The sequence below is a fragment of the Cohnella sp. genome, from assembly GCF_041641335.1.
Lineage (GTDB): Bacteria > Bacillota > Bacilli > Paenibacillales > Paenibacillaceae > Cohnella.
The window spans coordinates 1-25948 of the sequence record NZ_JBEPYQ010000016.1 but is presented as its reverse complement, the minus strand read 5'-3'; the positions used below and the strand labels follow the sequence as shown (position 1 = coordinate 25948).

At 59.1% G+C, this 25948-nt stretch carries 22 protein-coding genes and 1 pseudogene; 17 read left to right on the top strand and 6 right to left on the bottom strand.

Annotated features, from left to right (window positions below):
* Positions 1-6: 6 nt before the first annotated feature.
* From ACESLM_RS07240 to ACESLM_RS07220, 5 genes are all read left to right on the top strand, one after another.
* Positions 7-828: an AraC family transcriptional regulator gene (locus ACESLM_RS07240; RefSeq protein ID WP_372630890.1), complete on the top strand. Its 822-nt coding sequence runs from the start codon at positions 7-9 to the stop codon at positions 826-828.
* 47 nt (positions 829-875) lie between these two features.
* On the top strand, positions 876-2198 hold the full coding sequence (locus tag ACESLM_RS07235; protein WP_372630889.1) for an LLM class flavin-dependent oxidoreductase: 1323 nt from the start codon (positions 876-878) through the stop codon (positions 2196-2198).
* A gap of 131 nt (positions 2199-2329) precedes the next feature.
* A complete protein-coding gene (locus tag ACESLM_RS07230; RefSeq protein WP_372630934.1) occupies positions 2330-3331 on the top strand; it encodes an ABC transporter substrate-binding protein in 1002 nt (333 codons plus the stop codon).
* A gap of 81 nt (positions 3332-3412) precedes the next feature.
* Positions 3413-4438, top strand: coding sequence for a FecCD family ABC transporter permease (locus ACESLM_RS07225; protein ID WP_372630888.1), 1026 nt, complete (start codon positions 3413-3415; stop codon positions 4436-4438).
* The gene (locus ACESLM_RS07220; RefSeq protein WP_372630887.1) at positions 4435-5478 is read left to right on the top strand and encodes a FecCD family ABC transporter permease; all 1044 of its coding nucleotides are present in this window, start codon (positions 4435-4437) and stop codon (positions 5476-5478) included. The genes ACESLM_RS07225 and ACESLM_RS07220 overlap by 4 nt, the downstream gene beginning before the upstream one ends.
* Positions 5479-5481: 3 nt before the next feature.
* Here the strand turns inward: ACESLM_RS07220 and ACESLM_RS07215 are convergent, their stop codons facing one another.
* Both ACESLM_RS07215 and ACESLM_RS07210 read right to left on the bottom strand, forming a co-directional pair.
* Positions 5482-5916, bottom strand: a complete 435-nt coding sequence (locus ACESLM_RS07215) for a threonine/serine exporter family protein (protein WP_372630886.1) — start codon at positions 5914-5916, stop codon at positions 5482-5484.
* A gap of 18 nt (positions 5917-5934) precedes the next feature.
* Positions 5935-6699 carry a threonine/serine exporter family protein gene (locus ACESLM_RS07210; RefSeq protein WP_372630885.1) on the bottom strand — a complete coding sequence of 255 codons (765 nt, stop codon included), beginning with the start codon at positions 6697-6699 and terminating at the stop codon, positions 5935-5937.
* Positions 6700-7253: 554 nt separating this feature from the next.
* Between ACESLM_RS07210 and ACESLM_RS07205 the strand changes: the two genes are divergently transcribed.
* From ACESLM_RS07205 to ACESLM_RS07155, 11 genes are all read left to right on the top strand, one after another.
* Positions 7254-9005, top strand: coding sequence for an ABC transporter ATP-binding protein (locus tag ACESLM_RS07205; protein WP_372630884.1), 1752 nt, complete (start codon positions 7254-7256; stop codon positions 9003-9005).
* Between the two features lie 7 nt (positions 9006-9012).
* Entirely contained in the window at positions 9013-11052 is a 2040-nt protein-coding gene (locus ACESLM_RS07200; RefSeq protein ID WP_372630883.1) for an ABC transporter ATP-binding protein, read from the top strand.
* Positions 11053-11188: 136 nt separating this feature from the next.
* Complete coding sequence (locus ACESLM_RS07195; RefSeq protein WP_372630882.1) at positions 11189-13012, top strand: cache domain-containing sensor histidine kinase; 1824 nt, start codon at positions 11189-11191, stop codon at positions 13010-13012.
* Positions 12981-14219 (top strand): response regulator, encoded by a 1239-nt coding sequence (locus ACESLM_RS07190; protein ID WP_372630881.1) that lies wholly within the window; start codon positions 12981-12983, stop codon positions 14217-14219. The genes ACESLM_RS07195 and ACESLM_RS07190 overlap by 32 nt, the downstream gene beginning before the upstream one ends.
* Before the next feature lie 129 nt (positions 14220-14348).
* Positions 14349-16367: a methyl-accepting chemotaxis protein gene (locus tag ACESLM_RS07185; RefSeq protein WP_372630880.1), complete on the top strand. Its 2019-nt coding sequence runs from the start codon at positions 14349-14351 to the stop codon at positions 16365-16367.
* 93 nt (positions 16368-16460) lie between these two features.
* Complete coding sequence (locus ACESLM_RS07180; RefSeq protein ID WP_372630879.1) at positions 16461-17552, top strand: ABC transporter substrate-binding protein; 1092 nt, start codon at positions 16461-16463, stop codon at positions 17550-17552.
* An 82-nt stretch (positions 17553-17634) separates the two neighbouring features.
* Entirely contained in the window at positions 17635-18765 is a 1131-nt protein-coding gene (locus ACESLM_RS07175) for an ABC transporter ATP-binding protein (protein ID WP_372630878.1), read from the top strand.
* Positions 18722-20404: an ABC transporter permease gene (locus ACESLM_RS07170; protein WP_372630877.1), complete on the top strand. Its 1683-nt coding sequence runs from the start codon at positions 18722-18724 to the stop codon at positions 20402-20404. Before ACESLM_RS07175 ends, ACESLM_RS07170 begins: the two co-directional genes overlap by 44 nt.
* A 49-nt stretch (positions 20405-20453) precedes the next feature.
* Positions 20454-21680, top strand: coding sequence for an ABC transporter substrate-binding protein (locus ACESLM_RS07165; RefSeq protein ID WP_372630876.1), 1227 nt, complete (start codon positions 20454-20456; stop codon positions 21678-21680).
* 22 nt (positions 21681-21702) lie between these two features.
* Complete coding sequence (locus ACESLM_RS07160; protein WP_372630875.1) at positions 21703-22539, top strand: protein phosphatase 2C domain-containing protein; 837 nt, start codon at positions 21703-21705, stop codon at positions 22537-22539.
* 154 nt (positions 22540-22693) lie between these two features.
* The gene (locus ACESLM_RS07155; protein ID WP_372630874.1) at positions 22694-23266 is read left to right on the top strand and encodes a Crp/Fnr family transcriptional regulator; all 573 of its coding nucleotides are present in this window, start codon (positions 22694-22696) and stop codon (positions 23264-23266) included.
* Positions 23267-23272: 6 nt separating this feature from the next.
* On the opposite strand, the gene ACESLM_RS07150 is transcribed toward ACESLM_RS07155, so the two are convergent.
* From ACESLM_RS07150 to ACESLM_RS07135, 4 genes and pseudogenes are all read right to left on the bottom strand, one after another.
* Positions 23273-24004, bottom strand: coding sequence for a DUF4386 domain-containing protein (locus ACESLM_RS07150; RefSeq protein ID WP_372630873.1), 732 nt, complete (start codon positions 24002-24004; stop codon positions 23273-23275).
* A gap of 65 nt (positions 24005-24069) precedes the next feature.
* Positions 24070-24531 (bottom strand): annotated as a pseudogene (locus ACESLM_RS07145) (DNA-3-methyladenine glycosylase I); the annotation flags it as partial.
* 12 nt (positions 24532-24543) lie between these two features.
* Positions 24544-24711: a redoxin domain-containing protein gene (locus ACESLM_RS07140; RefSeq protein WP_372630872.1), complete on the bottom strand. Its 168-nt coding sequence runs from the start codon at positions 24709-24711 to the stop codon at positions 24544-24546.
* 99 nt (positions 24712-24810) lie between these two features.
* Positions 24811-25422 (bottom strand): TetR/AcrR family transcriptional regulator, encoded by a 612-nt coding sequence (locus ACESLM_RS07135; protein ID WP_372630871.1) that lies wholly within the window; start codon positions 25420-25422, stop codon positions 24811-24813.
* A gap of 296 nt (positions 25423-25718) precedes the next feature.
* Here ACESLM_RS07135 and ACESLM_RS07130 point away from each other — a divergent pair, with 296 nt between their 5' ends.
* Positions 25719-25874: a hypothetical protein gene (locus ACESLM_RS07130; protein WP_372630870.1), complete on the top strand. Its 156-nt coding sequence runs from the start codon at positions 25719-25721 to the stop codon at positions 25872-25874.
* The last annotated feature ends 74 nt before the right edge of the window (positions 25875-25948 follow it).

The window sequence follows — 25948 nt, the reverse complement described above, 5'->3', positions numbered from 1 at the left end:
GCGCCCATGATGGACCGATCCGAATTCTCGTCGCGGCTTGCCGCATACATGTACAAACTGGAGGACGTGCAGCGAGTCGCGGCGGACGAAGACCGGCTGCGCCACGATGCGTCCATGCATGGACTGCTGCTGTTCAAGGAAGCGCAAGGAGAAATCTCGATCGGCGGGCAGAGCCGCCCCCTAAGACGCGGCAAAGCGATTCTGCTCCCGCCCGGCGCTGCCGTCCGTCTGTCCATTCGTCCGCAGGAGCGGCTGGAATATTACGACGTTCGGTTCCGAGCGCTGCAGCCCGCCCAGAACGGGCATTACGTTCCCGCGCAGCTCGATTGTCCGGTGGAGTGCGAGACGGCTTACGTCGCGTTCGACCGGATCGAAGACATGGAGCGCAAGCGTCGAAGCGGCAATGCCTGGGACGATATGAAGGCGAACATTCTGTTCCAGGAGCTCGTGGCGGACTTGTTCCGCGACGCGGGGCGGGAGAGGATGGCCGATCTCGGCCAGGCGATCCAGAGGACGCTGGAGTATATGGAGAGGCATTATCCTCTCTACATTACGCGGGAGAAGCTGGCGGATATGGCGGGCGTAAGCGCCGACTACTACTCCAAGGCGTTCAAGAAGCGGCTGAACAAAAGTCCGATCGAATATTTGACCGACATTCGCATCAGGCAGGCGAAGCGCCTGCTGGCGCAGTCCGGCGAGTCTCTGCGCACGATCGCCCAGAGCGTCGGCTTCAGCGACGAATTTTATTTCAGCCGGAAGTTCAAGGCGGAGATCGGCTGCTCGCCGAAAGCCTACGCCAAACAAATTCGCAAGCCGTCCCGCGGCTGATCGCCGTCAGGCCGATCGCCGCGAGACGGCGGGAACGAGGTGTCGATATGGGCCAATCCGGCCGTCAACTGCATCTGAATCTGTTTATTTTGAGCACGGGTCATCATGAAGCGTCCTGGCGCCACCCCGAAGCTTTTCCCGAAAGGGCGACGAGTCTCGAATACTATCAGCAATTGGCGAAGACGGCGGAGCGGGGCAAGATGGATTCGGTATTTCTGGCGGAGAAGTACAGGTTGAACAGCATGGTCAAATACCGCGTCATTCCCCAGCTTGAGGCGTTCACGCTGCTGTCGGCCATCGCGGCCGTCACCGAGCGGATCGGCCTGACGGCGACCGCGTCGACGACGTACAACGAGCCGTACCATATCGCGAGGAAATTCGCGGCGCTGGACCATATCAGCGGCGGCCGCGCGGGCTGGAATATCGTCACGTCGACGGGCGACGTGACGGCGCGCAACTTCAGCAAGGAGCGTCATCCCGAGCACCGGGAGCGCTACGAGCAGGGCAAGGAGTTCGTCGAGATCGCAAAGCGGCTGTGGAGGAGTTGGGGCGAAGGGGCGCTTGTAGTGGATCGGGAATCCGGAATCTACGCCGACACCGACAAAATCCGTCCGGCCGACTTCGAGGGCCGTTTCTATTCGGTGAGCGGACCGCTCAACATTCCGCGCTCCCCGCAGACGTATCCGGTGCTCGTGCAGGCGGGCTCCTCGGAGGACGGCAAGGAATTCGCCGCGGAGCTGGCGGAGGTCGTCTTCACGGTGCAGAGCGCGATGGGCGGAGCGCAGGCGTTCTACAAAGATTTGAAGGGCCGCATGGGCAAATACGGCCGATCCGCAGAGCAGCTGAAGGTGCTGCCGGGCTTTACGCCGTTCATCGGCGATACGGAGGCGGAGGCCCGCGAGCGGATGAGGGAGCTGGACGAGCTGACCGTGACGGAATACGGTCTGAACACGTTGTCGGCGACGCTGCAGACCGATCTGTCCGGCTATCCGCTGGACGGACCGCTGCCCCTGGATCGGCTGCCCAAGGTGGAGGAGATTAGAGGCCAGCAGGCCAGATTCCAGCAATATGTTGATCTCGCCCGCAGAGAGGGACTGACGATCCGCGAGCTGATCTTCCGCACCGCGGGGGGCAGGGGCCATTTTACGTATGCGGGAACTCCCGTGCAGATCGCCGACGAGATGGAGCGCTGGCTGCGGAGCGAAGCGGCCGACGGCTTTAACCTGATGCCGCCCTTGCTTCCCCGGGGCCTGGACGATTTCGTCGACAAGGTCGTCCCGGAGCTGCAGAACCGCGGCGTCTATCGCACGGAATATTCCGGACGCACGCTGAGAGAGCACCTGGGGCTGCCGTACCCGATACCGGAATAGTCCAAAAAAAGAACTTAAATTTCCATGTTCACCGCTCGGACTTCTTTTATAATTAATAATGAGAATCAATATCAACAAACTTGCGGCAAGAGGAGGAAACGGGAGTGGTCAGATTTGGAAAGCTGTCGCTGATGCTATTGGCGGCGGTTGTCATGGCGTTGTTGTTAGCGGGGTGCGGCGGGAAAGAGAACGAAGGGGCGTCGTCCCCACCGGCGCAGACCCAGCAGGCGTCGCAAGCGGAGCCATCGGAAAAGGCGTCCCCGTCCTCGTCCGAGACGGTGGTCGTGGAAGAGGAAGTCAGAGTCATCGAGCACGCCATGGGCAAGACCGAGGTGAAGGGTACGCCCGAGAAGGTCGCCACGCTGTTCCAGGGAGCGACGGACGCCGCCCTGGCGCTGGGCGTCAAGCCGGTAGGCGCGGTCGAAGCCTGGATCGAGCAGCCTTGGTACAACTATATCCGCGACAAGATGGAGGGCGCGGCCAATCTCGGCTCGGAGAATCAGCCGGATCTGGAGCAGCTCATCGCGCTAAAGCCTGACGTCATCGTCGCGTCCAAGACGCGTCACGAGAAAATCTACGAGCAGTTGTCGGCGATCGCTCCCACCGTCATGACGGAGGAAGTGCATATTTGGAAAGATTCGCTCAGTCTGACGGCTGCGGCGCTGAACAAGAAGGACGAGGAAGCCAAGTTCCTGGAGGACTGGAGCGCCAGGGTCGCCGAGTTCAAGGAGAAGATGGGCGACCAGCTGAAGCTGGAAGCGGGCATCGTCGATTTCCGCGTAGACCACGCTCGAATCGTGTTCACCGGCTTCTCGGCGCTCGTGCTCGACGAGCTCGGCATCGCGCGTCCGGCCAGCCAGCAGGGCGAGGATTGGGGCGTGCAGCTGACGTCCAAGGAAAACATTCCGCAGATGGACGCCGATCTGATCTTCGACCAGACGAGCACGTCGCGGGACGACGGAAGGCTCGACCTCAGAAAGGAATGGAGCGGGCATCCGCTGTGGCAAAATCTCCGGGCCGTGAAAAACAATCGCGTGTTCGAGGTGGATACGGCCGTATGGAATAACGGCTCCGGTCCGCTGGCGGCCGTGGAGATGCTGGAAGATCTGTATGAGATCTACGAACTGAAATAAAGCGGGAATGCCGAGGCTGTCGACCGGGTCACTTGTCGGCAGTCTCCTTTCCTGTCTTTCGCGGCCTGAAGGAGGTTTCTCGTGGTTCCATTACTGTCTCGAAGCTCTTATAAGACGTTCGGTTTGATCGTCGTTGCCGCGCTGCTGCTGCTCGCTTTCGCGCTGAGCGTGGCCATCGGCTCGACGAAAATCGGCCTTCCCGCGACGGTCGAATCGTTCCTGAGATACGATTCGTCTTCCAACGAGCATGTCATCATCCGCACGACCCGATTGCCCCGGGCGGTGTACGCGGTGCTGATCGGGGGAAGTCTGGCCGTCGCCGGAGCTCTGATGCAGGCGCTGACGCGCAATCCGCTGGCGTCTCCCGGCATCTTCGGAGTGAACGCCGGCGCGGTGGCCTGCGTCGTGCTGGCGCTTAAGTTTCTGCCGGTCTCCTCGATGAGCCAGCTGGTATGGTTCGCGTTCATGGGCGCGGCCGTCGCTTCGCTGACGGTTTATTTTCTCGGCTCGCTGGGCAGAGGGGGCATGACGCCGATGAAGGTCGTGCTGGCCGGGGCCGCTATGACGGCGTTGTTCACCTCGATTACCCAGGGCATGCTGGTGCTGAACGAGTCGGGTCTGCAGAGCGTGCTGTTCTGGCTGGCCGGGTCCATCGCCGGCAAGGAGCTGAGCGCTCTCTACCCCGTGATGCCTTACATGCTCGGCGCCGGCGTCGCCGCCCTGGCGATGGCGCACTCGGTCAATCTCATCGCTTCCGGGGAGGAGATGGCCAAGGGGCTGGGACAGCGAACGGCGTTCGTGAAGGCGGCGATCGCGCTTGCCGTCGTCCTGCTGGCCGGCAGCTCCGTCGCGGTGGCCGGGGCCATCGGCTTCGTCGGCCTGGTCATTCCGCACGCAGCTCGCTATCTGGTCGGCGTCGACTATCGCTGGGTGCTGCCTTACAGCGCCGCTCTAGGCGGCATTCTGCTGCTGCTGGCGGACATCGCCGCCCGCTTCCTGATCCAGCCTGGCGAAATTCCGCTCGGCGTCATGACGGGGCTGGTCGGCGGTCCGTTCTTCATCTACATCGCCCGCAAAGGGCTGCGCGCGAAAGGAGAGGCCAAATGAGCCGGTCCAACATTGTGCCGCTAAGACCGGGCGGTCAGCCGCCTTCCTCCCGCCGGAGAATGCCGTACATTCTTCTCGCGTTAGCGGGAATCGCGATCCTAGTTTTCTTCGTCAGCATCGGCCTGGGCAGCCGCAATACGGCTCTGCCGGACGTCGTCCGGACGCTGTTCGGCTACGGAACGGCGGAGCAGTCGCTCATCCTTCATACGTTGAGGCTGCCGAGAGCGCTGGTCGCCGTGCTCGCCGGAGCCGCGCTGAGCGTGGCGGGAGCCATTCTTCAGGGAATTATCCGCAATCCGATGGCTTCGCCCGACATCATCGGCATTACCGGAGGAGCGACGTTCGCCGCGGTGGCTTTCATTACGTACCTCGGGGGCGCGGTCAGCATCAAGTGGCTCCCTGCCGCGGCTTTCGCCGGAGCGGCGTTGATCTCGATCGTGATCTATCTGCTGGCCTGGAACAGAGGGGTGAGCCCGATCAGGCTCGTGCTGATCGGGGTCGGCATCTCGGCGGTGACGGGCTCGCTGACGATGCTGATGATCGTGCTCAGTCCGGTTAACGCGGCCGGCCAAGCGTACGTATGGATGACGGGGAGCGTCTACGGCTCCTCCTGGGGGGATGTCTACTCGGTGCTGCCCTGGGTGCTCGTGCTGATCCCGCTCGCGCTTTACCTGCACCGGCACCTCAACGTTCAGGAGCTGGGGGACGAGGTGGCGACGGGGCTCGGATCTCCGGTTCAGGTTCATCGGTTCCTGCTGCTCATGGTCAGCGTGGCGCTGGCCGGAGCGGCGGTCGCGGTCGCCGGAGCGGTCGGCTTCGTCGGCCTGATCGCGCCCCATATCGCCCGCAAGCTGGTCGGCCCTTCGTTCGACGGCCTCGTGCCGGCTGCGGCGATGGTCGGCGGCTTGATGGTGCTTCTCGCCGATACGATCGGCCGCACCGTCTTCCTGCCGCTGGACGTTCCGGCGGGAGTGTTCACCGCGGCGGTCGGCGCGCCGTATTTTATTTACCTGCTGTATCGCAGCCGTCACTCCGGCTAGCGGCTACAGGCGAGACCGTCGGATCGCCTGATTGATCACCTCGGACAGCACGAGCCCCATCGCGATCGCGCCGGAGATCATGAAGGCCTGCGTTCCTAGCTGCAAAGCGGCGTCAAACTCGTTCTCCACCGCGCTGCGCATCGCGTTGTAGGCCAGCCCTCCCGGTACGAGAGGAATGATGCCTGATACGTTGAACACGATAATCGGCATTCGGTACAGCTTCGCCATGATCTGGCTCAGCACGGCCACGCATCCCGCTGCGAGCAAAGTGGCGATCGTGGCGTTGACCCCCTGCTGCGTCAGGACGACGTACAGCGCCCAGCCGAGCATGCCGACGATGCCGCATTGGACGAGTGAACGCTTCGGCACGTTAAAAATCAAACCGAACGCCGCGGAGGCGACGAAGCTCGTCGCGAGCTGTTCAAGTATAGCGATCATCTTGTGCGTCTCCTCCTCTTAGTTCCACGCGGACAGCATGACCGCAATGCCCGCCCCGATCGCCGAAGCCGTCAGCAGCGCTTCGGCCCCCTTCGACAGCCCCGACACGAGGTGGCCGGCCATCAGATCCCGCACGGCGTTCGTAATAAGCAGTCCGGGCACGAGCGGCATGACCGAGCCGATGATCATCAGATCCAGCTCATGGCCGAAGCCCGTGCGGGCGAACAGGATGGACAGCCCCCCAATGACCGTAGCGGACAGAAATTCCGCGAAAAACCGAATCGGCACGAGACGGTGAAGGATCAGCAGCAGGGCGAATCCCGCGCCTCCCGCCAGCATGGCCGGGAAGAAGTCGTGCCAGCCGCCTTTGAACATGATCAGGAAGCAGCCGCTGGCGATCGCGGCCGATACGACCTGCAGCCAATCCGGGTAGACGACCCGCGCCGACTCGATTTCTTTAAGCCGGGCGAGCGCTTCGGACGCGGTCAGGTCCCCGACGCCGATCCGCCGGGAGACGTCGTTCACCAAGGTGACTTTGCTCAGGTCGGTAGAACGGTCCGTGATGCGCACGAAGCGCGTGACGGGATTCGATCCGCCCATGGCGAAGATGATCCCCGTCGGAGTCACGTAGCTCTGCGAATCGGGAAATCCGCCCGCCGCGGCGATCCGAATCATCGTATCCTCGACCCGATGGGTTTCTCCCCCGCTCTGTAGAATGATTTTCCCCGCCAGCAAGCATAGTTCAGCGGTCAGACGATCATGAGATTCCGAATGGCTCGTCAAGGTTCGCTCTCTCCCGTTCTTAAATCTAACTCTATTATAGCCGGAACGGGCGGAGGATCCGAATCTATCAGAATTTTTGCAGGCTCAGCCAAGAAGTAAAAAAATTGAAATTATTTTTCGTTAGCCCGTTGACAGCGTTCAAGCGCGGATGGTAAAGTGACTCATATACTTTTGATGAACGGAAAGGGGGGTTACGAACATGCGCAACTTTATCCATACGGCACCTAATCCGCTTAACGGCGGAATGAATCAACTGCAAGGACGTAACCCTCGCGCGAACGGGCACTGACAGACCGGAGAATGGCGGATTTTCCGGACAGATGTGGCGCGGCGCGCGGTTACGTTACGTAATCGCGCGCCTTTTTTATCGCATTCGGGGCAATGACGGCAGTCCTAGACAGTCGGCTTCAGCCCCGTTCGCGGCGGGGGATGGGCAACCATCCTCAAGGCGTATCGCTTACGGCGGTATGCCTTTTTTGTTCTTCAACGGTTCAAGCGGCTTGGGCGCTTCTGCGGCGGCAAGACGTTCTTATAGAGAAGGGTGTGACTCCTGGATGTTTATCGTACTTAAGAAATTGAGCTGGTTTTTCAAAATGCACTGGAAAAGATACACGATCGCCATCTTCCTGCTGACGGTCGTCGGCATTATCGACATCATCCCTCCCAAGCTGATCGGCGTAGCCATCGACGGAATCCAGTCGGAGACGCTGACGGCTTCCGGCATGACGGAGCTGCTCGTTTTCTGGGGCGGACTGACGTTGGCGAGCTACATTCTTAGCTACATCTGGCTGTACCAGCTGTTCGGCGGGGCGTTCGTGCTGGAGCGGCTGCTCCGTTCGAGGCTGATGCGGCATTTGATGAAAATGAGTCCGACGTTCTACGAGCGCAACCGGACGGGCGACCTGATGGCGCGGGCGACGAACGATCTCGGGGCGGTGGCGGTAACGGCCGGATTCGGAATTCTGACTCTGATCGATTCGACGCTGTTCATGCTGACGATTCTCATCGTCATGGCGGCGACGATCAGTTGGAAGCTGACGCTGGCCGCGCTGCTGCCTCTGCCGATCATGGCGCTGCTGATGCAGCACTTCGGCAAGAAGATTCACGACCGATTCATGCAGGCGCAGGATGCGTTCGGCGGCTTGAACGACCAGGTGCTGGAGTCGGTGTCCGGCGTGCGCGTCATCCGGGCGTTCGTGCAGGAGCAGGCGGACCGGAAGCGGTTCAGCGATTCTACGGACAACGTGTTCGAAAAAAATATTCGCGTCGCCAAGATCGACGCTCTGTTCGAGCCGACGGTCAAAATTTTGGTGGGCGCAAGTTATCTGATCGGTCTGTGCTACGGCGCGGTGCTCGTCTTCCGGGGCGACATTACGCTCGGCGAGATGATCTCGTTCAACATGTTCCTCGGGATGCTGATCTGGCCGATGTTCGCCATTGGCGAGCTGATCAACATCATGCAGCGCGGCAACGCGTCGCTCGACCGGATCAACGAGACCCTCGGCACCAAGCCCGACGTCAAGGACGCGGAAGATCCGGTGTCGGTCGAGGTGCCGGAGACGATTCGCTTCGAACGGCTGACCTTCCGTTATCCTTCTTCGTCGATCGACAATCTCGTCGATATTTCCTTTACGCTGCGCCGGGGACAGACGCTGGGCGTCGTAGGTCGGACGGGAAGCGGGAAGACGACGCTGCTGAAGCAGCTGCTTCGCGAGTACCCGATGGGAGAAGGCGCGCTGACAATCGGCGGCGCTCCGATCGCCGAGGTGGAGCTGAACCGGGTGCGGAGCTGGATCGGCTACGTCCCGCAGCAGCCGATCCTGTTCAGCAAGTCGATCCGCGAGAACATCTGGTTCGGCACGGAGGATACATCGGGAGACGAAGCGCGTCTGAACCGGGCGCTGGAGCTGGCGTCGTTCCGCAAGGACGTGGAGTTTCTGCCGGAAGGGCTGGAGACGCTCGTCGGAGAGAAGGGCGTGGCGTTGTCCGGAGGCCAGAAGCAGCGCGTCAGCATCGCGCGGGCGGTCATCGCGGACCCGGAAATTCTCATTCTCGACGACTCGCTGTCGGCGGTGGACGCCAAGACGGAGACGGAAATTCTGGAGGGCATCCGCACCGAGCGCGCGGGCAAGACGACGATCATTACGACGCACAGGCTGACCGCGGTGCAGCATGCGGACTGGATCATCGTGCTCGACGAAGGACGGATCTCGGAGGAAGGCACCCACGAGCAATTGCTGAAGCTCGGCGGATGGTACAAAGAGCAGTACGACCGGCAGCAGCTCGCTGCGGTCGCGGAGAATTAAACACAGAATGCGGGTGAGCAAATCAATGGGCATCAACGGCAAAAGACTGTTTAAATACGCATGGAACTACAAGCGGCCTATTATCGTCGCCCTGGCGCTTCTCCTGCTGGCGGTCGGCGTAGAGCTGGTCGGACCGTTCATCGCCAAGCGGATGATCGATACGAACATCATGGGCATCGAGAAGCCTTGGTACGCGGTGCAGCAAGGAGAGAAGTACGCCGTGTCCTACGGGGACGGCTGGTATAAGCGGGAGGACCACTTTGCGGCGGGAGAGGCGAAGGGCGAAGAGGTGCGTATTCTGCAATCGGGCAGAAGCTACTACTTCGTTCCCGCGTCCGGCGTCCCGGATACCGGAAAGCGAGCCTTCGCGGACGGAACGCTGACGATCGGGCGGGAGGACGGGAGCGTCCTCAGCTACCCGGCAACGAAGCTCACGAAGGGCGACGTCTATGAGTTTTACAAGCCGGAGTTTCGCAGCATTTTCCTGTTGGCGACGACGTATGTCGGGCTGCTGCTGATCGGCGGCGTGCTGGCCTACTGGCAGCGGCTGCTGCTTCAGGTATCGGCCAACCGGATCGTGCGCCAGATGCGCAACGACGTGTTCCGGCACATTCAGAGGCTGCCGGTGCAGTACTTCGACAACTTGCCGGCCGGCAAGGTCGTGGCCAGGGTAACGAACGATACGGAAGCGATCCGCGAGCTGTACGTGTCGGTGCTGGCGAATTTCTTCTCCGGAATCATCTATATCGCGGCGATTATCGGAGCGTTGTTCGTGCTGGACGCGAATCTGGCGTTGATCGCGCTGCCGTTCATCCCGATTCTGTACGTCTGGATCGTCATCTACCGCAAGTTCGCGGCAAGGTACAACCACGTCATCCGTTCCCGTCTGAGCGACATCAACGGCATGATCAACGAGTCGATCCAGGGCATGCCGATCATTCAAGCTTTCCGCAAGGAAAAGGAGACGATGGGCGAGTTCCACGAGATGAACGACGAGTACTACAAGTATCAGAACAAGCTGCTCACGTTGAACTCCGTCACCTCGCACAACCTGGTCAACGTCCTGCGCAACGTGCTGTTCATGACGGTCGTCTGGATGTTCGCCGGGGATTGGCTCGGAACGGCCGTTACGGTCGGCGTCCTGTACGCGTTCATCGACTACATGAACCGGATGATGCAGCCGATCGTCGGCATCGTGAACCAGTTGTCCAACCTGGAGGTGGCGCGGGTGTCGGCGGAGCGGGTGTTCACCCTGCTTGACGAGCCGGGAATCGAAGTGTCCGACAGCCGGATGGAGCGGTACAAAGGCCATGTCGTGTTCGAGGACGTGACGTTCGGCTACAAGCCGGGCGAGGACGTGCTGAAGAACATCTCGTTCTCCGCTCGCCAAGGTGAGACGGTCGCCCTCGTCGGACACACCGGCTCGGGCAAGAGCTCGATTCTGAACCTGCTGTTCCGCTTCTACGACGTGGAGCGGGGGCGGATTCTGATCGACGGCACCGACGTGAAGGAGCTGACGAAGCAGCAGCTTCGCCAGCATATGGGTATCGTGCTGCAGGACCCGTTCCTGTTCACGGGAACGATCGCTTCAAACGTCAGCCTGGACGATCCGGCGATCTCCCGCGAGAAGGTCGAGCAGGCGCTTCGCGACGTCGGCGCGTACGACATGTTCACGCAGCTGCCGGGAGGGCTCGACGAGCCGGTCATCGAGAAGGGCAGCACGCTGTCCGCCGGACAGCGGCAGCTCATCTCCTTCGCCCGGGCGCTGGCGTTCGATCCGGCCATTCTCATTCTGGACGAAGCGACGGCCAGCATCGACACCGAGACGGAGGCGATCATCCAGGCGGCGCTCGACGTGCTGAAGCGCGGCCGGACGACGTTCGTCATCGCGCACCGGCTGTCGACGATTCGCGCGGCCGATCAGATTCTCGTGCTCGACCGCGGCAAGATCGTGGAGCGCGGCAACCACGACGAGCTGATGCAGCAGGGCGGCAAATACTTCGCCATGTACCAGCTCCAGCAGGGAGCCGCCGAGGGCGTGGCGTAATAGAACAAAGAAGGCCCCGTTGGCAGCAGCCGACGGGGCTTTAAGTATCTCTAGGGTAAGCCGCAAGAGTCAATTTCCATTGTCCATCGGCGGCGAAATCGTTAGTATAAGAATGAAATGGGAGGAGGCGCGTCGAATGCCGTCGAAATGGCGAGCGTATTTGCTCGGAATGCAGCTGAAGCACAAGCTGATTGTCTTTTTCCTGCTTCTGGCCATCATTCCGCTCGGCGTCTTGGGAGCGTTCTCTTATTCCCAATCTTCGCGCATGATTTTGGACAAGGTCTGCCAGACGCTGCTGGAGAGCCTGTCCCAGGTCAACTACAGCATCGATTACTTCGTTCAGGATATCGAGCAGCTGTCCATGTACATCTACGGGAACGAACAGGTGCAGGAGGTTCTCGCCAAGGACGGAAACCGCGGGCCGGAGGAGAAGCATCGGGACGAGAAACGGATACAGGCCATTCTGGAATCGTTCATCGGGTTCAAAAATTGGGATATTCAGATTTACTTGCTGGGAACGAACGGGGACCGGTACTTCACCGGCGAGCTGCTGCCCAGGGAGTATAACGAGTACAACGAAAACTGGGGGTTGTTCCGCATCGCCCGCCTGTCGGGAGGGAACGTCGTCTGGGACACTCACTACGCGATGAAGAAGACGGAGGACTTCGGCGTCGTGCTCAGCGCGGGAAGGCAGATCCGGGACATCAATTCGAACGAGCCGCTCGGCTACGTCGTCATCGACATCGGGGAAGCCGAAGCGGCCGACAAGTACAATAAAGCGCAGCAGATTCCGGGCGGCCAGATGTATCTGTCGGATCGGAACGGATACGTCATCTCCAGCTCCCCTTCCAAGCATCAGGTCGGCGCCAAGCTGACGGAGGCTTTCGCGTCGCGCGTATCCAAGGGAACGAAGGGCTATTTCCGCACGACGGACGCGGAGGGCGAGGCGCAGATGGTCGTCTACGATACGTCCCAGGTGACCGGGTTCAAGCTGATCTCCGTCGTTCCCGTCAGCTCCCTCACGAAGGACGGAGCCGTTATCCGCAATCTGACGCTGCTGATCATGATCGCGGGCATCGTCTTGTCCATCTGGCTGGCGATCGTGCTGTCGGTCAACGTGACGAGGCCGCTCAGGAAGCTGGGGGGCTTGATGCGCCAGGCGGAGACGGGGAATCTGAACGTGACCTTCCCTACGCAGTACGACGACGAGGTCGGCCAGTTGGGCCGGAGCTTTAACAAGATGGTCGCGCAGCTGCACACGTTGATCGAGCAGGACTACCAGAAGCAGATTCGCGTGCAGGAAGCCGAGCTTAAAGCGATACAGGCTCAGTTTAACCCGCATTTTCTGTACAACGTGCTGGATTCGATCAACTGGATGGCGCGCATTCACAAGATCGACGACATCAGCCGGACGGTGCTCTCGCTGGGCGAACTGCTGCGGTTCAGCATTCGCAAAGGGCAGCCCTTCATTACGATCGAAGAGGATATGCAGCAGATTCGCAATTATTTGCTGCTGCAGAAGATGCGCTACCGGGACAAGCTGAACGTCGTCGTCGAGGTCGACGACGAGGTGCTGTCCTACTATACGCTTAAGCTGCTCATTCAGCCGCTCGTCGAGAATGCCATTACGCATGGCCTGGAGATGAAAGAGGGAATGGGGACGCTGCGGATCGAATGCCGCAGGGAGCAGGACAAGGTCGTCTTCACGGTGACCGACGACGGAGCGGGCATGAGCGAGGACCAGCTAAGGCAGCTGGAATCCGGGAGCGCGTACCGTTCGTCGAAATCGGGCAATACGGCGATCGGGTTGGGCAATTTGCGCAAGCGGCTGGAGCTGTATTTCGGAGAAGAGGCGGGATTGAGCCTTCGCAGCGCCCCCGGAGCGGGAACGGTCGTCAAAGTCACTATTCCGATAAGAGAGAGCGCGGGTGAGGAACTTGATCAAGCTAATGATCGTTGAGGACGAATGGCTGGTGCGGGAAGGGTTGAAATCGACGATCCCGTGGGAGGAGCTGCAATGCGAGATCGTCGCCGAAGCGGACAGCGGCGGGGCCGCGCTGCCGCTGCTGGAGAAGACGAGGCCGGACGTCATCCTGACGGACATCCGCATGCCCGGCATGGACGGGCTGGAGATGGCGCAGCAGGCGGTTCGGATGCTGCCGGAGGTGGAGATCGTCTTCCTGACGGGATTCGACGAGTTCGCTTACGCCCAGAGGGCGCTCAAGATCGGGTCGGCCGATTACGTCCTGAAGCCGACCAACCCAGACGAGCTGATGCAGGTGATTCGCAGGGTCGGAGATAAGGTGCGCAAGCGCCGAGCCGGCAATCACGTAGAGCGTCTGCTGAGCCAGACCCGGTTCAGGGACAGCGGCACGATCGTGGCGAGCAAGCTGTTCTACGATCTGCTGATGGACAGTGCGGGAGACAAGGAGAGGGAGCTGTTCCAGGAGCTTCTCGGGGAGCAAGCGCTGGCGCTTGGCGCATATCGCGTCGCGATCGTGGAGCTCGATCGCCGCGCTCGGGGGGCCGAGGAGAAGAAACGGCTGGCGGCGGCAGAGGATCGGCTGTACGAGACGGAGCTTACGTTTGCCCGCGTGCGGGATAAGCTCGCCGTTCTGCTGGGCGAAGGGGCGCCGCAAGAAGAGTGGACTGCGCTCGCCGCGGAGCTCGGCTCTTCCGTGGGGAGCCGGGACGGCTTGCTGACCGCCTGGAGCGAGCCGCGGGAATCGCTGGACGAGCTGTCCTCCGCCTATGAGGAAGCGGAGCGAAGGCTGTCCGCGCACACGGGAATCGCTCCGAGTCCCGCGACGCGATTAACGGAGCTGCCGAATATCGATAGCCTGAAATCGGAGCTGCGGCAGACGATCCGGTATATCGAGGAGCACTATCAGGAGGACATCTCGCTGCAGGAAGTGGCGGGTTCGATCCCGATGAGCGAGAGCAACTTCAGCCGCCTGTTCAAGAAGCAGACGGGGGTCAGCTTCGTGGAATACTTGACGCAGCTGCGGATGGAGAAGGCCAAGGAGCTGCTGCTGCGTCCCGACGAGAAGGTGTACGAGATCGCGCTGGCGGTCGGCTACCAGGACTCCCGCTATTTCAGCCAAATTTTCCGCAAATATACCGGGGACACGCCGTCCGAATACCGAAGCAGGTTCGGGATCGGTTAACTGTCCAACGTCGTTCCGAGTGATAAAATAATCGACCATTATGCAATTTTCTCCCGTTGCCCGCGCCGGCGGCCCCGTCTATACTTCTGGCGAACCGCAACACTGCGAGTAAACGGAGGGAAAATCAAGATGAAATCGATCGGCGTCAAATTGTTCGCCAGCTTCGTCTGCTGCATCGTGCTGGCCGTCGGGGCGGTAGGTTTCGCTTCATACGTGATTTCGGCGGACGCGGTGAAGAAGCAGGCCGCGCAGTCCGCGACGACGGCGGTCGGACAGACGGGCGACAAGCTGGAATTGTGGTTTCGATTTTACGAACAGCTGGCCAAGCAGATCGCGGGCGACCCGGATATCGGAAGCCGATTGGCCGCGATGGCCACGAGCGGCGACCATAAGACGAGATTGGAAGCGGGACAGACGATCACGGATAAGCTGAACAGCTACACGTACGCCAATCCGGGAATCAGCGCCCTCTATTTGCTTCCGGAGGCGGAGGGCGGGCGCTCGATTTCGACCGTGACCTTCAGCTTTACCGAGGAGCAGCGGAATTCGGATTGGTACCGGCACATCTGGGATTCCGGAAGCCAGACGATCTGGATGCCGGTCTCCGCCGCCGGACAGACGGGCGTCGCGAAGGAACCGGTATTCACTCTCGCGCGGAAAGTCGATGCGGCCGCGGCGGGCGGCCAAAGCATGGTGCTGCTCATCGAGCTGAAGGCGGGGCTGATCGACGACTTGCTCGCCGAGCTGCTGGACAGCGGAGCGGGCCGGGCGCTGTTGGCCGATGCCGATGCTCGCGTATTCGCGGATACGCAAGAGGACGGACTGGGCGGGCGATACGAAACGGGAGAGACCGCGGAGACCGTCGCGGCGGAGTATCGCCAAGAGGCGGGCGGATCGGAGGAGCTGGTCGTGCAGCGCCGAATGCCGGGCGTCGGCTGGCAGCTGGTCTCCATGACTCCGGTATCGGTTCTGCTGGAGGCGGTGGATAAGCTGTTCCGCATGACGCTGATCGTCGCGGCGCTGTCGCTCGGACTGGCCGCCGGAACGGGCTATCTGCTCTCGCGCATGATCAGCAAGCCGATCGTGAAGCTCAGCCGGCTTATGAAGCTGAGCGGCGAAGGAGACTTGACCGGCCGCATGCCGTCGGGCCGGAAGGACGAGATCGGCCAGCTCGGAGACGGGTATAACGAAATGATGGACAAACTAAGCGCGCTTGTCGGCCGAACCCGCGGTTCCGCGGACCGCCTGAACGAGCATGCGCTTAGTTTGTCGTTGTCTTCGAAGCAGACCGAATCCTCTGCGCAGGAGATTGCGACCGCCACCGAGCATATCGCCCAGGGCGCGTCGAATCTGGCGGTGGAGGCCGAGCGCGGCATGCTTCAGGCGCAGGGCATCGAAGACCGCATGCGGCAGGTCGAGGAGTCCAGCCTGGCGATGGAACGGTCGGCGGAGGAAGTGCTGGCCGTGAGCGCGCAAGGAACCGAATATATGCGCGAGCTGGCGGGCAAGACGGAAGAAGCGGAGGGGATCGTTCGTTCCCTGGCCGCGAGGGCGGCGCGTTTCGAAGAGAGCGCTGGCCATATTCGGGGCATTCTCGGAATGCTGGAGAACCTGTCCAAGCAGACGAATATTCTCGCTCTCAACGCATCGATCGAGTCCGCCCGTTCAACGGGGGAAACGGGTAGGGGCTTCTCGGTCATCGCCGATGAAATTCGCATGCTCGCCCAGCGCTCGAAAGCTTCGATCGACGAAGCGGGGCGCGTGACCGACGCGGTCGAACGGGAAGCGGGCGAGACGGGCTCGCTGCTCGCCATAGCGCAGCCGCTGTTCCTGGCCCAGCTGGAAGCGGCCAAGGAATCGGAGGCGATATTCGAAGAGGTGGGCCGGAGGATGGACGGGTTCCGCGGCCAGCTCGCCGACATGGCCGAGGTAAGGGCGGAGTTGACCGAAGCCCAGCGGACCCTGGGCGACGCGATCGGCGAGGTCGGCGCGACTTCGGAGCAATCGTCCGCCTATAGCGAGCAGGTCGCATCGCTTGGCGCCGAGCAGCTGAAAGTGAGCGCCAATCTGGTGGAGCTGGCGGAACGGTTGACGGAAGTGTCGAAAGATTTGCAGCAATCTTTGGAGGCGATCGCAGCAAAATATTAAACGATCCTGCAATTTTGTCGCATTGAGAGCGCTGCCAGGGGGCTTGTATAGTAGAGCTATCCCAAGCGGGACACGATATGAGGAGGGTCCGACATGAGAAAGAAATGGTACGCCGGCGCGGTCGCGACAGCGCTGTCAGTCAGCTTGTTGGCGGGATGCGGCTCGAACGATTCGAAAGGCGGCGCAAGCCCGGAGGCGAGCAAAGCGCCCGAGTCCGCGAGCAGCGCGAGTTCGGAAGGCGCGGCGAAGCTGAGCGGCAAGGTGACGATCTATTCTCCTAACCAGGCGGAGATCAACAACCCGATTCTGAAAGAGTTCCAGACGCGCACGGGCATCGAGGTAGAGCTGATCTCCGGAGGAACGGGCGAGCTGCTCAAACGCGTGCAAGCGGAAGAGAACAATCCGCTGGGCGACGTCTTCTTCGGGGGCGGAGCCGAATCCCTGGCCGCGTACGGCCAATATTTCGAAGTCTACGAGACGACGGAATCGGCCAACATCGGCGACGCCTATAAGGACAGCGCGAATCATTTTACGCCGTTCTCGGCGCTTCCTATGATCATTATGTACAACAAGGACCTCGTGAAAGAGGGCGAGGAGCCGCAAGGCTGGCAGGATCTGCTCGACCCGAAATGGAAGGGCAAGATCGCCTTCGCCGATCCGGCGAAATCCGGCTCCTCCTTCACGCAGATCGTGACGTTCCTGTCGGCGTTCGGACGGGACGACGGCCAAGGCTGGGAGTTCGTGAAGAGCTTCCTGGACAATCTGGACGGCAAAATGCTGAGCGGCTCTTCGATGGTCTACAAAGGCGTAGCCGACAAGGAATTCACGCTCGGCGTCACGCTGGAGGAAGCTGCGCTGCGCAACCTGGAGGGCGGCGCGAACGTCGGCATCATCTATCCGGTGGAAGGCACCTCCGCCGTTCCGGACGGGCTTGCGGTCATCAAGGGCGCCAAGAACATGGAGAACGCGAAGGCGTTCGTCGACTTCGCCGTGAGCAAGGACGTGCAGGATATGCTGCAGAAGGAGTTCAAACGCCGTCCGGTCAGAACGGACGCGAACGAAACGCAAGGCATTCCGGCTTCCAAGGACATTAAGCTGGTCGACTACGATTTCGACTGGGCTTCCCAGAACAAGGACGAGATCATTAAGAAGTTTACCCGGATCGTAACGGGACAAGACAAATAAACGCCGGATCGGAAGGCGGCCTGACAGATGATCGAGGTCGGGTTGCCTTCCTTTCTTTATCGAATCGAAAGGACAGATCAACATGCAGAGCGTTACCTTCGAACACGTTACGAAATACTTCGGCCAGAGCAAAGCGGTGAACGACGCGCACTTCAAAATCGAGGAAGGCGAGTTCTTCACGCTTCTCGGACCGAGCGGGTGCGGCAAGACGACGCTGCTGCGCACGATTGCCGGGTTTTACAAGCAGGAGGAAGGCAACCTCTATTTCGGGGATCGCCTGATGAACGACGTGCCGACGCACAATCGGGACATCGGGATGGTGTTCCAGAACTATGCGATTTTCCCCCATATGACCGTGTTCGAGAACGTCGCCTACGGTCTGCGGGCGCGCAAGGTAAGCAAGAAGGAGATCGAGGAGCGCGTCATGGAGGCGCTTGAGATGGTCGAGCTGGGCCATCTGCGCGACCGCGCGCCTTCCAATATGAGCGGCGGCCAGCAGCAGCGCATCGCGCTGGCGAGAGCGATTGTCATTCGTCCTAGCCTGCTGCTGATGGACGAGCCTCTGTCCAACCTGGACGCCAAGCTGCGGGTCAAGATGCGCTCGGACATCCGCAAGCTTCAGAAGGACTTGAACATTACGACGATCTACGTGACGCATGATCAGGAGGAAGCGCTGGCGGTGTCGGACCGCATCGCCGTCCTGAGCGAAGGGCGCGTGCAGCAGATCGGCCTGCCTCACGAAATTTATTCCTACCCGTCCAACCGCTTCGTCGCCAACTTTATCGGAACGTCGAATTTCGTGCGCGGAACGAGCGGCCAGTACAATGCGGCGACCGGGTCGGCCAAGATCGGCGTTCAGGGCATGTCGAAGACGATGAAGCTGACTTCGTCATACGAAGGCGATGTTCTGATCTCCGTAAGGCCGGAGAACATCGGCGTGTCCGTGCAGCGCGGGCATGAGGAGGAGCTGGCCGGGGAGATCGAGACGGTGACTTTCCTCGGCGAGAAGGTGAGCTACGGCATTCGCCTGGCCGACGGGCAGAAGCTGGAGGCTTCCGTTCATTCGGTGGAGCCGCGCCGGATGCTGCGGGAGAAGATGAGCGTGTTCGTCGATCTTCGCCTGGATCGGGCGGTCATCTTCGACGAGACGGGGAAGGAGGCCGTATACCGTGCAAGCCAAGACGATTCAAGCGCCGGTCTGGAAACGGCTTAGTCTGCAAGTATGGGATTTCTGGGGATGGGTGACCCTGCTGGTCTACGTGTTCCTGGCCTTGTTCATCGTATACCCGCTGTTCTCGCTGATGGCGACGAGCTTCTACGACGAGAACGGCGTGTTCTCGTTCCAGAACTACATTGATTTCGCGACGCTGAAGTATTTCCGCAATGCGCTCTGGCACAGCTTCGCCGTGTCGGGATTGGCGACTTTCTTCGCGATTCTGATCGGCGTTCCGATGGCTTACGTCACGACGCGTTACAATGTCCGCTTCAAGGGACTCATGCACATTATGATTATTATGTCGCTTGTCTCTCCGCCGTTCATCGGCGCGTACTCGTGGATTTTGATGCTGGGCAACAACGGGTTCATTACGAATTTCCTGCGCGATATCGGCATTCATATCAAGTCGATCTACGGCATGCACGGCATCGTGTTCGTATTTACACTGCAGCTTTATCCCCATATTTACTTGTACGTATCCGGAGCGCTGAAGACGATCGATACGTCTTTGGAGGAAGCCGCGGAAAGCCTCGGCATGTCCGCCTGGAAACGGCTGCGCACCGTGACGCTGCCGTTGATCTTCCCGACGCTGTCGGCCGGAGCGCTCATGGTGTTCATGGCCTCGTTCGCCGACTTCGGTACGCCGATGCTGATCGGGCAAGGGTATAAAACGCTGCCTATTCTGGCTTACGAGCAGTTCATCAGCGAAATGGGCGGCAACGCGGCGATGGCGAGCACGCTCAGCGTTGTGCTTATCCTGTGCACGACGATGATTCTGTTCGCGCAGCGGTATATCGTCTCGCGCAAAAACTACGCGATGTCCGGCATGCGCACGCCCAAGGTGAAGCAGCTCCGACCGCTGCCGAAGTTTCTGCTGACGCTGGGAGCGTTGGCCGTCGTCAGCGTCTCCATCATCCCGCAGGCGACGGTAATCGTAACCTCCTTCATCAAGAAGAAGGGGCCGGTATTCCACAAAGGGTTCAGTCTGGACAGCTACCGGGAAATTCTGTTCCGCGTGCCGAAAGCGATCATCAACACGTACACGTATTCGATCCTCTCGATCGTCATCATGGTCGTCGTCGGAATGCTGGTCGCCTATATTCTGGTGCGCCGCAAGTCGAAGCTGACGGCCGCGATGGACAGCATCGTGATGCTGCCGTACGTCATGCCGGGAACGGTGCTCGGGATCAGTCTGATCATCGCCTTCAACAAGCCGCCGATCGTTCTGACCGGCACTTGGATCATTCTCGTCATCGCCTATATCGTCAGAAAAATCCCTTATACGATCCGATCGAGCACGGCGATTCTGCATCAGCTCGATCGCAACGTGGAAGAGGCGTCGATCAGCCTTGGCGTGCCGCCGGCGAAGACGTTCTTCAAGACGACGGCCAGGCTGATGGTTCCGGGCGTCGCATCGGGCGCCATTCTGAGCTGGGTCACGACGATCAACGAGCTGAGTTCGACGATCGTGCTCTACTTCGGGGCGACGGCGACAATCTCGGTGACGATCTACAGCGAAGTGTTCACGTCCAACTACGGCACGGGCGCGGCGCTGGCGTCGATTCTGTCGCTGACGACCCTGGTCTCCCTGCTGATTGCCTACTTCGTATCCGGACGCAAGGAAATGAACGTGTAATCGTGTGATATACTGGGTTCCATAACGAACGCGCGTTAGGGGAACAGAGATGAAACAGCGATTCAGCCTGCTCGTCGGATTTATGTTAATCGTCGGCTGCGCAGCCGCTTATATGATCGTAACTTCCAGCCAGCGGTCCAGCTCGGAACGCGAGACGGGCGAATCCCGGTCGCTGAGCGTCTGGATCTACAGCGAGGAGCTGGCCGGATTTTTCGACCGATACGAGGAGGAGCATCCGGGAGTCAATGTCAATCTGCGGGTGTTCCGTTCGTGGAGAACGCTGTACGAGGAACTGCTGACGGCCGTATCCGCCAACGCGGCGCCGCAGATCGCGGAGATCGCCAGCACGTACGGCGTGATGCAGCTCGTCAACCGAGGGGCGATGCTTCCGGCCGGCGAGCGGATCGATTCGAAGCTGTGGGAACGGGTATCGGAACCGTTCGCGGCGGCTTTCTCGAATCAAGGAATCGCGTGGGCGGTTCCGCTTGGCGGGAGCGTGCCCGTCCTCTACGACAATCGGAATCTGTTCAGCGCCGCGCAGCAGAGCGAGACGCTGCGGGACTGGCCGGCGATCGCGACCGCAGGGAAAGCGCTCACGAAGGATATCGACCAGGATGGCCTGCCCGATATTTGGGGACTGGTCGCCGATGCGAATATGGCCTGGCATCACATGAATATGGCTTACGATCCTTCGCTCGGAGGGCGGGGCGAAGAGCGGATATACGAAAGCTTCGAGCGGTGGAGGGAGTACCTGAACGAAGACCGGATCACCCCTCCGCTTCAGCACCAATTGGCGATGAGCCAATTTATTTACGGGAAAGCCGGTATGCTGCTCGGGACGTCCAGGAAGAGGCCGACGCTGGAGAAGTATATCGGAGGCAAGTTCGAATTCGGTATTGTTCCGCTTCCGGGGGAACCGGGGCAGGCGGACCTGCTTCCGGAGATCAACGGGCTTGCCGTGCTGGCTCCCGGCGCGGGGAACGAGGATCTCGCGTGGGAATGCGTCGGGTACATGCTGGAAGAGAGCGTGCAGGACCGACTCATGCGGGACGCCTCGCTCGTACCCGCCCGGGGGGACGTCGCCGAACGCCTGCTGCGCTCGGGCGAGCTGACCGAGAGGGAGAACGCGATTATGCGCCTCAAGGACCGATTCGCCGTGAAGTATCCGACCGTCGACGACGAGAATACGTGGAATAAATACAGCGGCGATCAGGAATGGCTGGAGTCTTCTCCCGCCGTCTCATCGGAAGCGCTGCGGAATAGATTGAGGCATTAGCGGCCGGAAGGGGAAATGAAAGGTGAAAATCGAACATCTGTCGGTGCAGGGATGCAACGAGTGGAACGAAGACGCATTGATTGTGAACGAGAAGGGGCGAATTTACGGCGTATTGGACGGAGCGACATCGCTGGCCAGCGCGGACGGCAGCGAGACGGGAGGATATCTGGCTTCCCGTACGGCGCAGCGCGTGTTCCAAGAGACCGAGAGCTCGGACGCGTCGCTGCGGAGCCTGGTGCTGCAGGCCAACGAACGCATTCGGGCGGAGATGATCGAGCGCGGAGTGGATGCCGACGACAAGCAAGCGGTATGGGCGGCGGGAATCGCCGTCGTTCGCATCGGGGAGCATCAGATCGAGTACGCGCAGACGGGCGACTGTATGCTGATCGCGGTGTACAAGGACGGTACGGTGCGCACGGTCACGCACGATCAGGTGGACCACTTCGACGAGAATTCCCGGCTGCTGTGGGAGAAGTATACGCTGGAGGGACTGCCGCCGGAGGAGGTGCGCGCCCGCGTGTACGAGGTTATCAAGACGAATCGGCTGAAGACGAACACCCCGGAAGGCTACGCTATTCTGAACGGCGATCCGGCTCTGGAGCGCTACGTCGAGCATGGTTATCTCAATCGCATCCAGCTTGCTTCCCTTCTGCTCGTGACCGACGGCTTGTTCCTTCCCCGCAAGGCGGGAGAGCCGGCTCCGGCGATGGCCGACATGGTGGCGCTGATCGACGAGAAAGGGTTGGCCGGCTACGTCGACTGGCTGATCGCGAACGAGTACGACGAGTCTCAGCAAGGCAAGTATACGCGGTTGAAGGTCGCCGATGACAAGACGGCGGCATGGATTCGTTTCGGTTGAATCGGACGGCGGAAGGAGCTGTTCCAAAAGGTCATAAACTTGACCTGCGGGACAGCTCCTTCAAATTAGCTCTAAGATAATAAGGTGAACCTTATGAAAAACTTTTGACTGACCAGTGATATACTGAAATTATCAATTCAATGGAGAGGGTTGAATGAAACATATCCTAATCAAATACGCAAAGCGTTTTACCGATCTTAGCGAGGCAGAACTTGCGAGGATCGTAGAAGAGATCCCTGTGGCTGCTTTCAAGAAAGGAACGATCTTGTTGCGGCAAGGAGAGATCCCCGACAAATGCTACTTTGTTCTACAGGGCTGCGTTCGGCAATATGCATCGGATGAGAACGGCAAGGAGTCAACCTTTCAATTTTTTACGGAAATGCAGGGAGTCGCGATTTTTAACCAACATGCCGACGATAAAACATCCAAATATTCTCTTGGTTGCGTGGAAGACTGCGTTCTGGTCGTCGGCGATCTATCCACGCAGCAAGTCATGTATGACATGCACCCCGCACTGGAGAAAATGATCCTCAAAATGATCGAAGAAAATCTGGGAGAGGTGCGCGATGAATTTGCCGCCTTTATTGCCGCAACCCCGGAAGAGCGGTATAAGTCCCTATTGAAAAGTAGACCGGATCTGATCAACAGAGTGCCTCAATATCAATTGGCCAGCTACCTGGGAATTACGCCCGAATCGCTTAGCCGCATCAAGAAGCGTTTTGAATAAGCGGTCTTAAGGCTGTTCATCGATCGGATGAGACCGTTTTCTTCCTTTTATCAAAAGCCAGATGCCGAAGCCTAATTCACCTACGATCATGGGGATGCTTAGGAGGGTTTCCAGCGATGATGCGATAGGTTCAAGTTGGGGGAAAAAGCTGTCCATCACATGGACGATCACGTAACTGAAGCCTGCGATCGCAATCATGATGCTGACGTATTTGGGAATATGCCGAGACGATAGAGCGATGAAACCGATGGCCAGCAGGTGCAGCCCGAACAGGATCAATCCTAATGACCAGATGGATTCGAAAGCTGTAATCGATAACATCGTTTGAGAGGCCATTCCGTTGATTGATTCGTTGAACGGGGGAGTTTCTGCTTGCGCGATACGGCCGGCAACGACAAGATGTGAGACGGCAATTGCGAGAATGGCCGTATACATGAGACGAAGCCAACCAGCCAATAAGGAATATTCATGATTTATGGGCTTTAAATATACATAAAAAGCCCATGATACAAGCAGATCCGTGAGGATAACCACTAGCCATCCTAGAATCCCGAATGCAAACCGCGAGCCTGATTGCTGGATGTTTGACAGTGTCATCAAGGCGTCGTCATTCTCGATAAGCGAAGTGTGAACATAACCATAAGAGAACGCTGCTGCAATGGCCATGATGAACAAGGAAACGCCTGCGGCGATCGCCGATGTGCGTTGAACGTTTTGGTCATTTGTAAGTTTGATCAATTTGCTTGCCCCCCTTAATGGTTCCTATTGTAACCTGCACCGGGGGAGGGGTTCATTGACTTAAGTCAATGAACCCCAGTGAGGTCATCCGACGTACCAAATTGGGACTGGATGCGCTTAACGATTGCCAACCCATTCCCTGGACGCTGAAAATGTTGACGTGCGCGCTCAACCTCTATCCGGATCGAGCAGTTCTCGACATGATCGTTGATCAACCCCATCGCTTGCATGAAGGCGTACACCGTGGTCGGCCCAACGAATTTCCAGCCCTGTTTTTTGAGCTCCTTCGACAGCGCGATCGAATGCGCCGAGGTCGATACGGTCTGCGGCTTCGCCAGCTGACTTCTGTCCGGCTCGTATCGCCAGATGAAGGCGGCCAGTGAACCTTCTCGTATGACGATCTCCTGCGCCCGCCGTGCATTGTTAATAACCGCCTCGATCTTGCCGCGATGGCGGACGATGCCTTCGTCCCTGAGCAGTCGGACAAGGTCGTGTTCCGTATAGCGTGCGATCCGGTCGAAGTCGAAATCGTCGAACGCCTATTGTTTGAGAAGGTGTTGGATTCTCAAGTTGCAGAACGGACATGAAGCAAACCGGTAAAAGGAGATCATCACCTTATGCCCTTGGTATGCGTTCAAGTCGATCGTGTAGCCGAGCGCATCTGGCGTTGAGAACAACGGCGCTTTCTGTCCTTGTTTCAATTTCATGCGAATCACAACTTCCTGAGGGATTTTCATACCAATTAGTTGGTATGTACAAATCTATGATAAAGGGCGCATTGCTGCGCGCCGAATGGGTGGGAGATCTCAAATATCACGATGAAACAATGCGGACAAATAGGCTCGGAAATGTTCCACATTCTGTACCAGTACTGTCCGATCTTGCCTCGCCTTGGCGAGAATGAGGGAGCCTTGGTATACGGCCAGAAAATGATCCGCCAGCTGCTGGCAGTCGACGCGAGTCAGAGGCGGGTATCTCTCGATGACCATGTCGAGAATATCCTTCAACGGCTTGGCGTTGCTTGCGAATATTTCTTGGCACAACGCACGGAATTCGGAATGGCTCGTCGCCAGTTCCTGCGTCATGAGCGCCGTTAAGCAACTCTCGGGAGCTTCGGGGTTGTGCGCAAGAAGAACGAAAATATCCAGGTAGCGGTTTAGCTGCTCCCAAGGATCGGCATTACGATCCCAATCCGCGGAGGTAAGCAGGTGAGTTTGCAGCTTTTCAAAATGGCCCAGCGTCGCTCTCCCGATATCTTCTTTATTCTTAAAATAATGAAAGAAGATTCCCTTCGTGACGCCGGCCTCCGCACATATGTCATCGACAGTCGTGGCGTAATATCCTTTGGAAAGCATCAGCTTAAGGGCAGCATTCACCAACTTGTTCTTTTTCTCCGGAATGTTCGGGTCTATCATCATCGTGTGTCCCCTCCAGAATTAAACCTACTAGTTGGTATGTTGCAGTTTTCTGGTGCGATTTGTCAGCTGCGTCGAAAGCTGGTCCTAGGCTGGTTCTCGCTCGAAAATTCAGATAACATTAATGAAACGCTAGTGATCTGGCATTCTTTATGAAAGGATATAAGGAGACACCTATGCGACCAACTTAAGCGAATGGGATGCATCTCGAGAGAGGTGCATCTTTTTTACTTCTCTGATCTAGCGAATTGTGTTGTATAATGTTGGAATATAAACATGGGCTAGGAGGAGCTGCGAACATGATCCTTTCGACATCCACGCTCGTGACTGGCGGCAACGTGTCGCTGAACCCCGGGAACGAGCTGCAGATTACCGTCTCATGGAATTCCGCACCCGCTGAACTTGATGTGAGCTGCTTTATCAGCTTTGTCGAGAAGACTCCGACTTCAACATGAATGTGTAAGTCGGGGATGAATCGATGCCTTTTTGTTGTGAGAAAAACGAACGTATGTGCTATAATGGATATAAT

Coding starts and splice junctions, on each gene's coding strand:
- ACESLM_RS07200 (WP_372630883.1), top strand. CDS start 9,013: ATGCGGGTGAGCAAATCAATGGGCATCAACGGCAAAAGACTGTTTAAA.
- ACESLM_RS07155 (WP_372630874.1), top strand. CDS start 22,694: ATGAAACATATCCTAATCAAATACGCAAAGCGTTTTACCGATCTTAGC.
- ACESLM_RS07215 (WP_372630886.1), bottom strand. CDS start 5,916: ATGATCGCTATACTTGAACAGCTCGCGACGAGCTTCGTCGCCTCCGCG.
- ACESLM_RS07240 (WP_372630890.1), top strand. CDS start 7: ATGATGGACCGATCCGAATTCTCGTCGCGGCTTGCCGCATACATGTAC.
- ACESLM_RS07230 (WP_372630934.1), top strand. CDS start 2,330: ATGCTATTGGCGGCGGTTGTCATGGCGTTGTTGTTAGCGGGGTGCGGC.
- ACESLM_RS07205 (WP_372630884.1), top strand. CDS start 7,254: ATGTTTATCGTACTTAAGAAATTGAGCTGGTTTTTCAAAATGCACTGG.
- ACESLM_RS07185 (WP_372630880.1), top strand. CDS start 14,349: ATGAAATCGATCGGCGTCAAATTGTTCGCCAGCTTCGTCTGCTGCATC.
- ACESLM_RS07195 (WP_372630882.1), top strand. CDS start 11,189: ATGCCGTCGAAATGGCGAGCGTATTTGCTCGGAATGCAGCTGAAGCAC.
- ACESLM_RS07175 (WP_372630878.1), top strand. CDS start 17,635: ATGCAGAGCGTTACCTTCGAACACGTTACGAAATACTTCGGCCAGAGC.
- ACESLM_RS07130 (WP_372630870.1), top strand. CDS start 25,719: ATGATCCTTTCGACATCCACGCTCGTGACTGGCGGCAACGTGTCGCTG.
- ACESLM_RS07180 (WP_372630879.1), top strand. CDS start 16,461: ATGAGAAAGAAATGGTACGCCGGCGCGGTCGCGACAGCGCTGTCAGTC.
- ACESLM_RS07220 (WP_372630887.1), top strand. CDS start 4,435: ATGAGCCGGTCCAACATTGTGCCGCTAAGACCGGGCGGTCAGCCGCCT.
- ACESLM_RS07140 (WP_372630872.1), bottom strand. CDS start 24,711: ATGAAATTGAAACAAGGACAGAAAGCGCCGTTGTTCTCAACGCCAGAT.
- ACESLM_RS07165 (WP_372630876.1), top strand. CDS start 20,454: ATGAAACAGCGATTCAGCCTGCTCGTCGGATTTATGTTAATCGTCGGC.
- ACESLM_RS07235 (WP_372630889.1), top strand. CDS start 876: ATGGGCCAATCCGGCCGTCAACTGCATCTGAATCTGTTTATTTTGAGC.
- ACESLM_RS07135 (WP_372630871.1), bottom strand. CDS start 25,422: ATGATGATAGACCCGAACATTCCGGAGAAAAAGAACAAGTTGGTGAAT.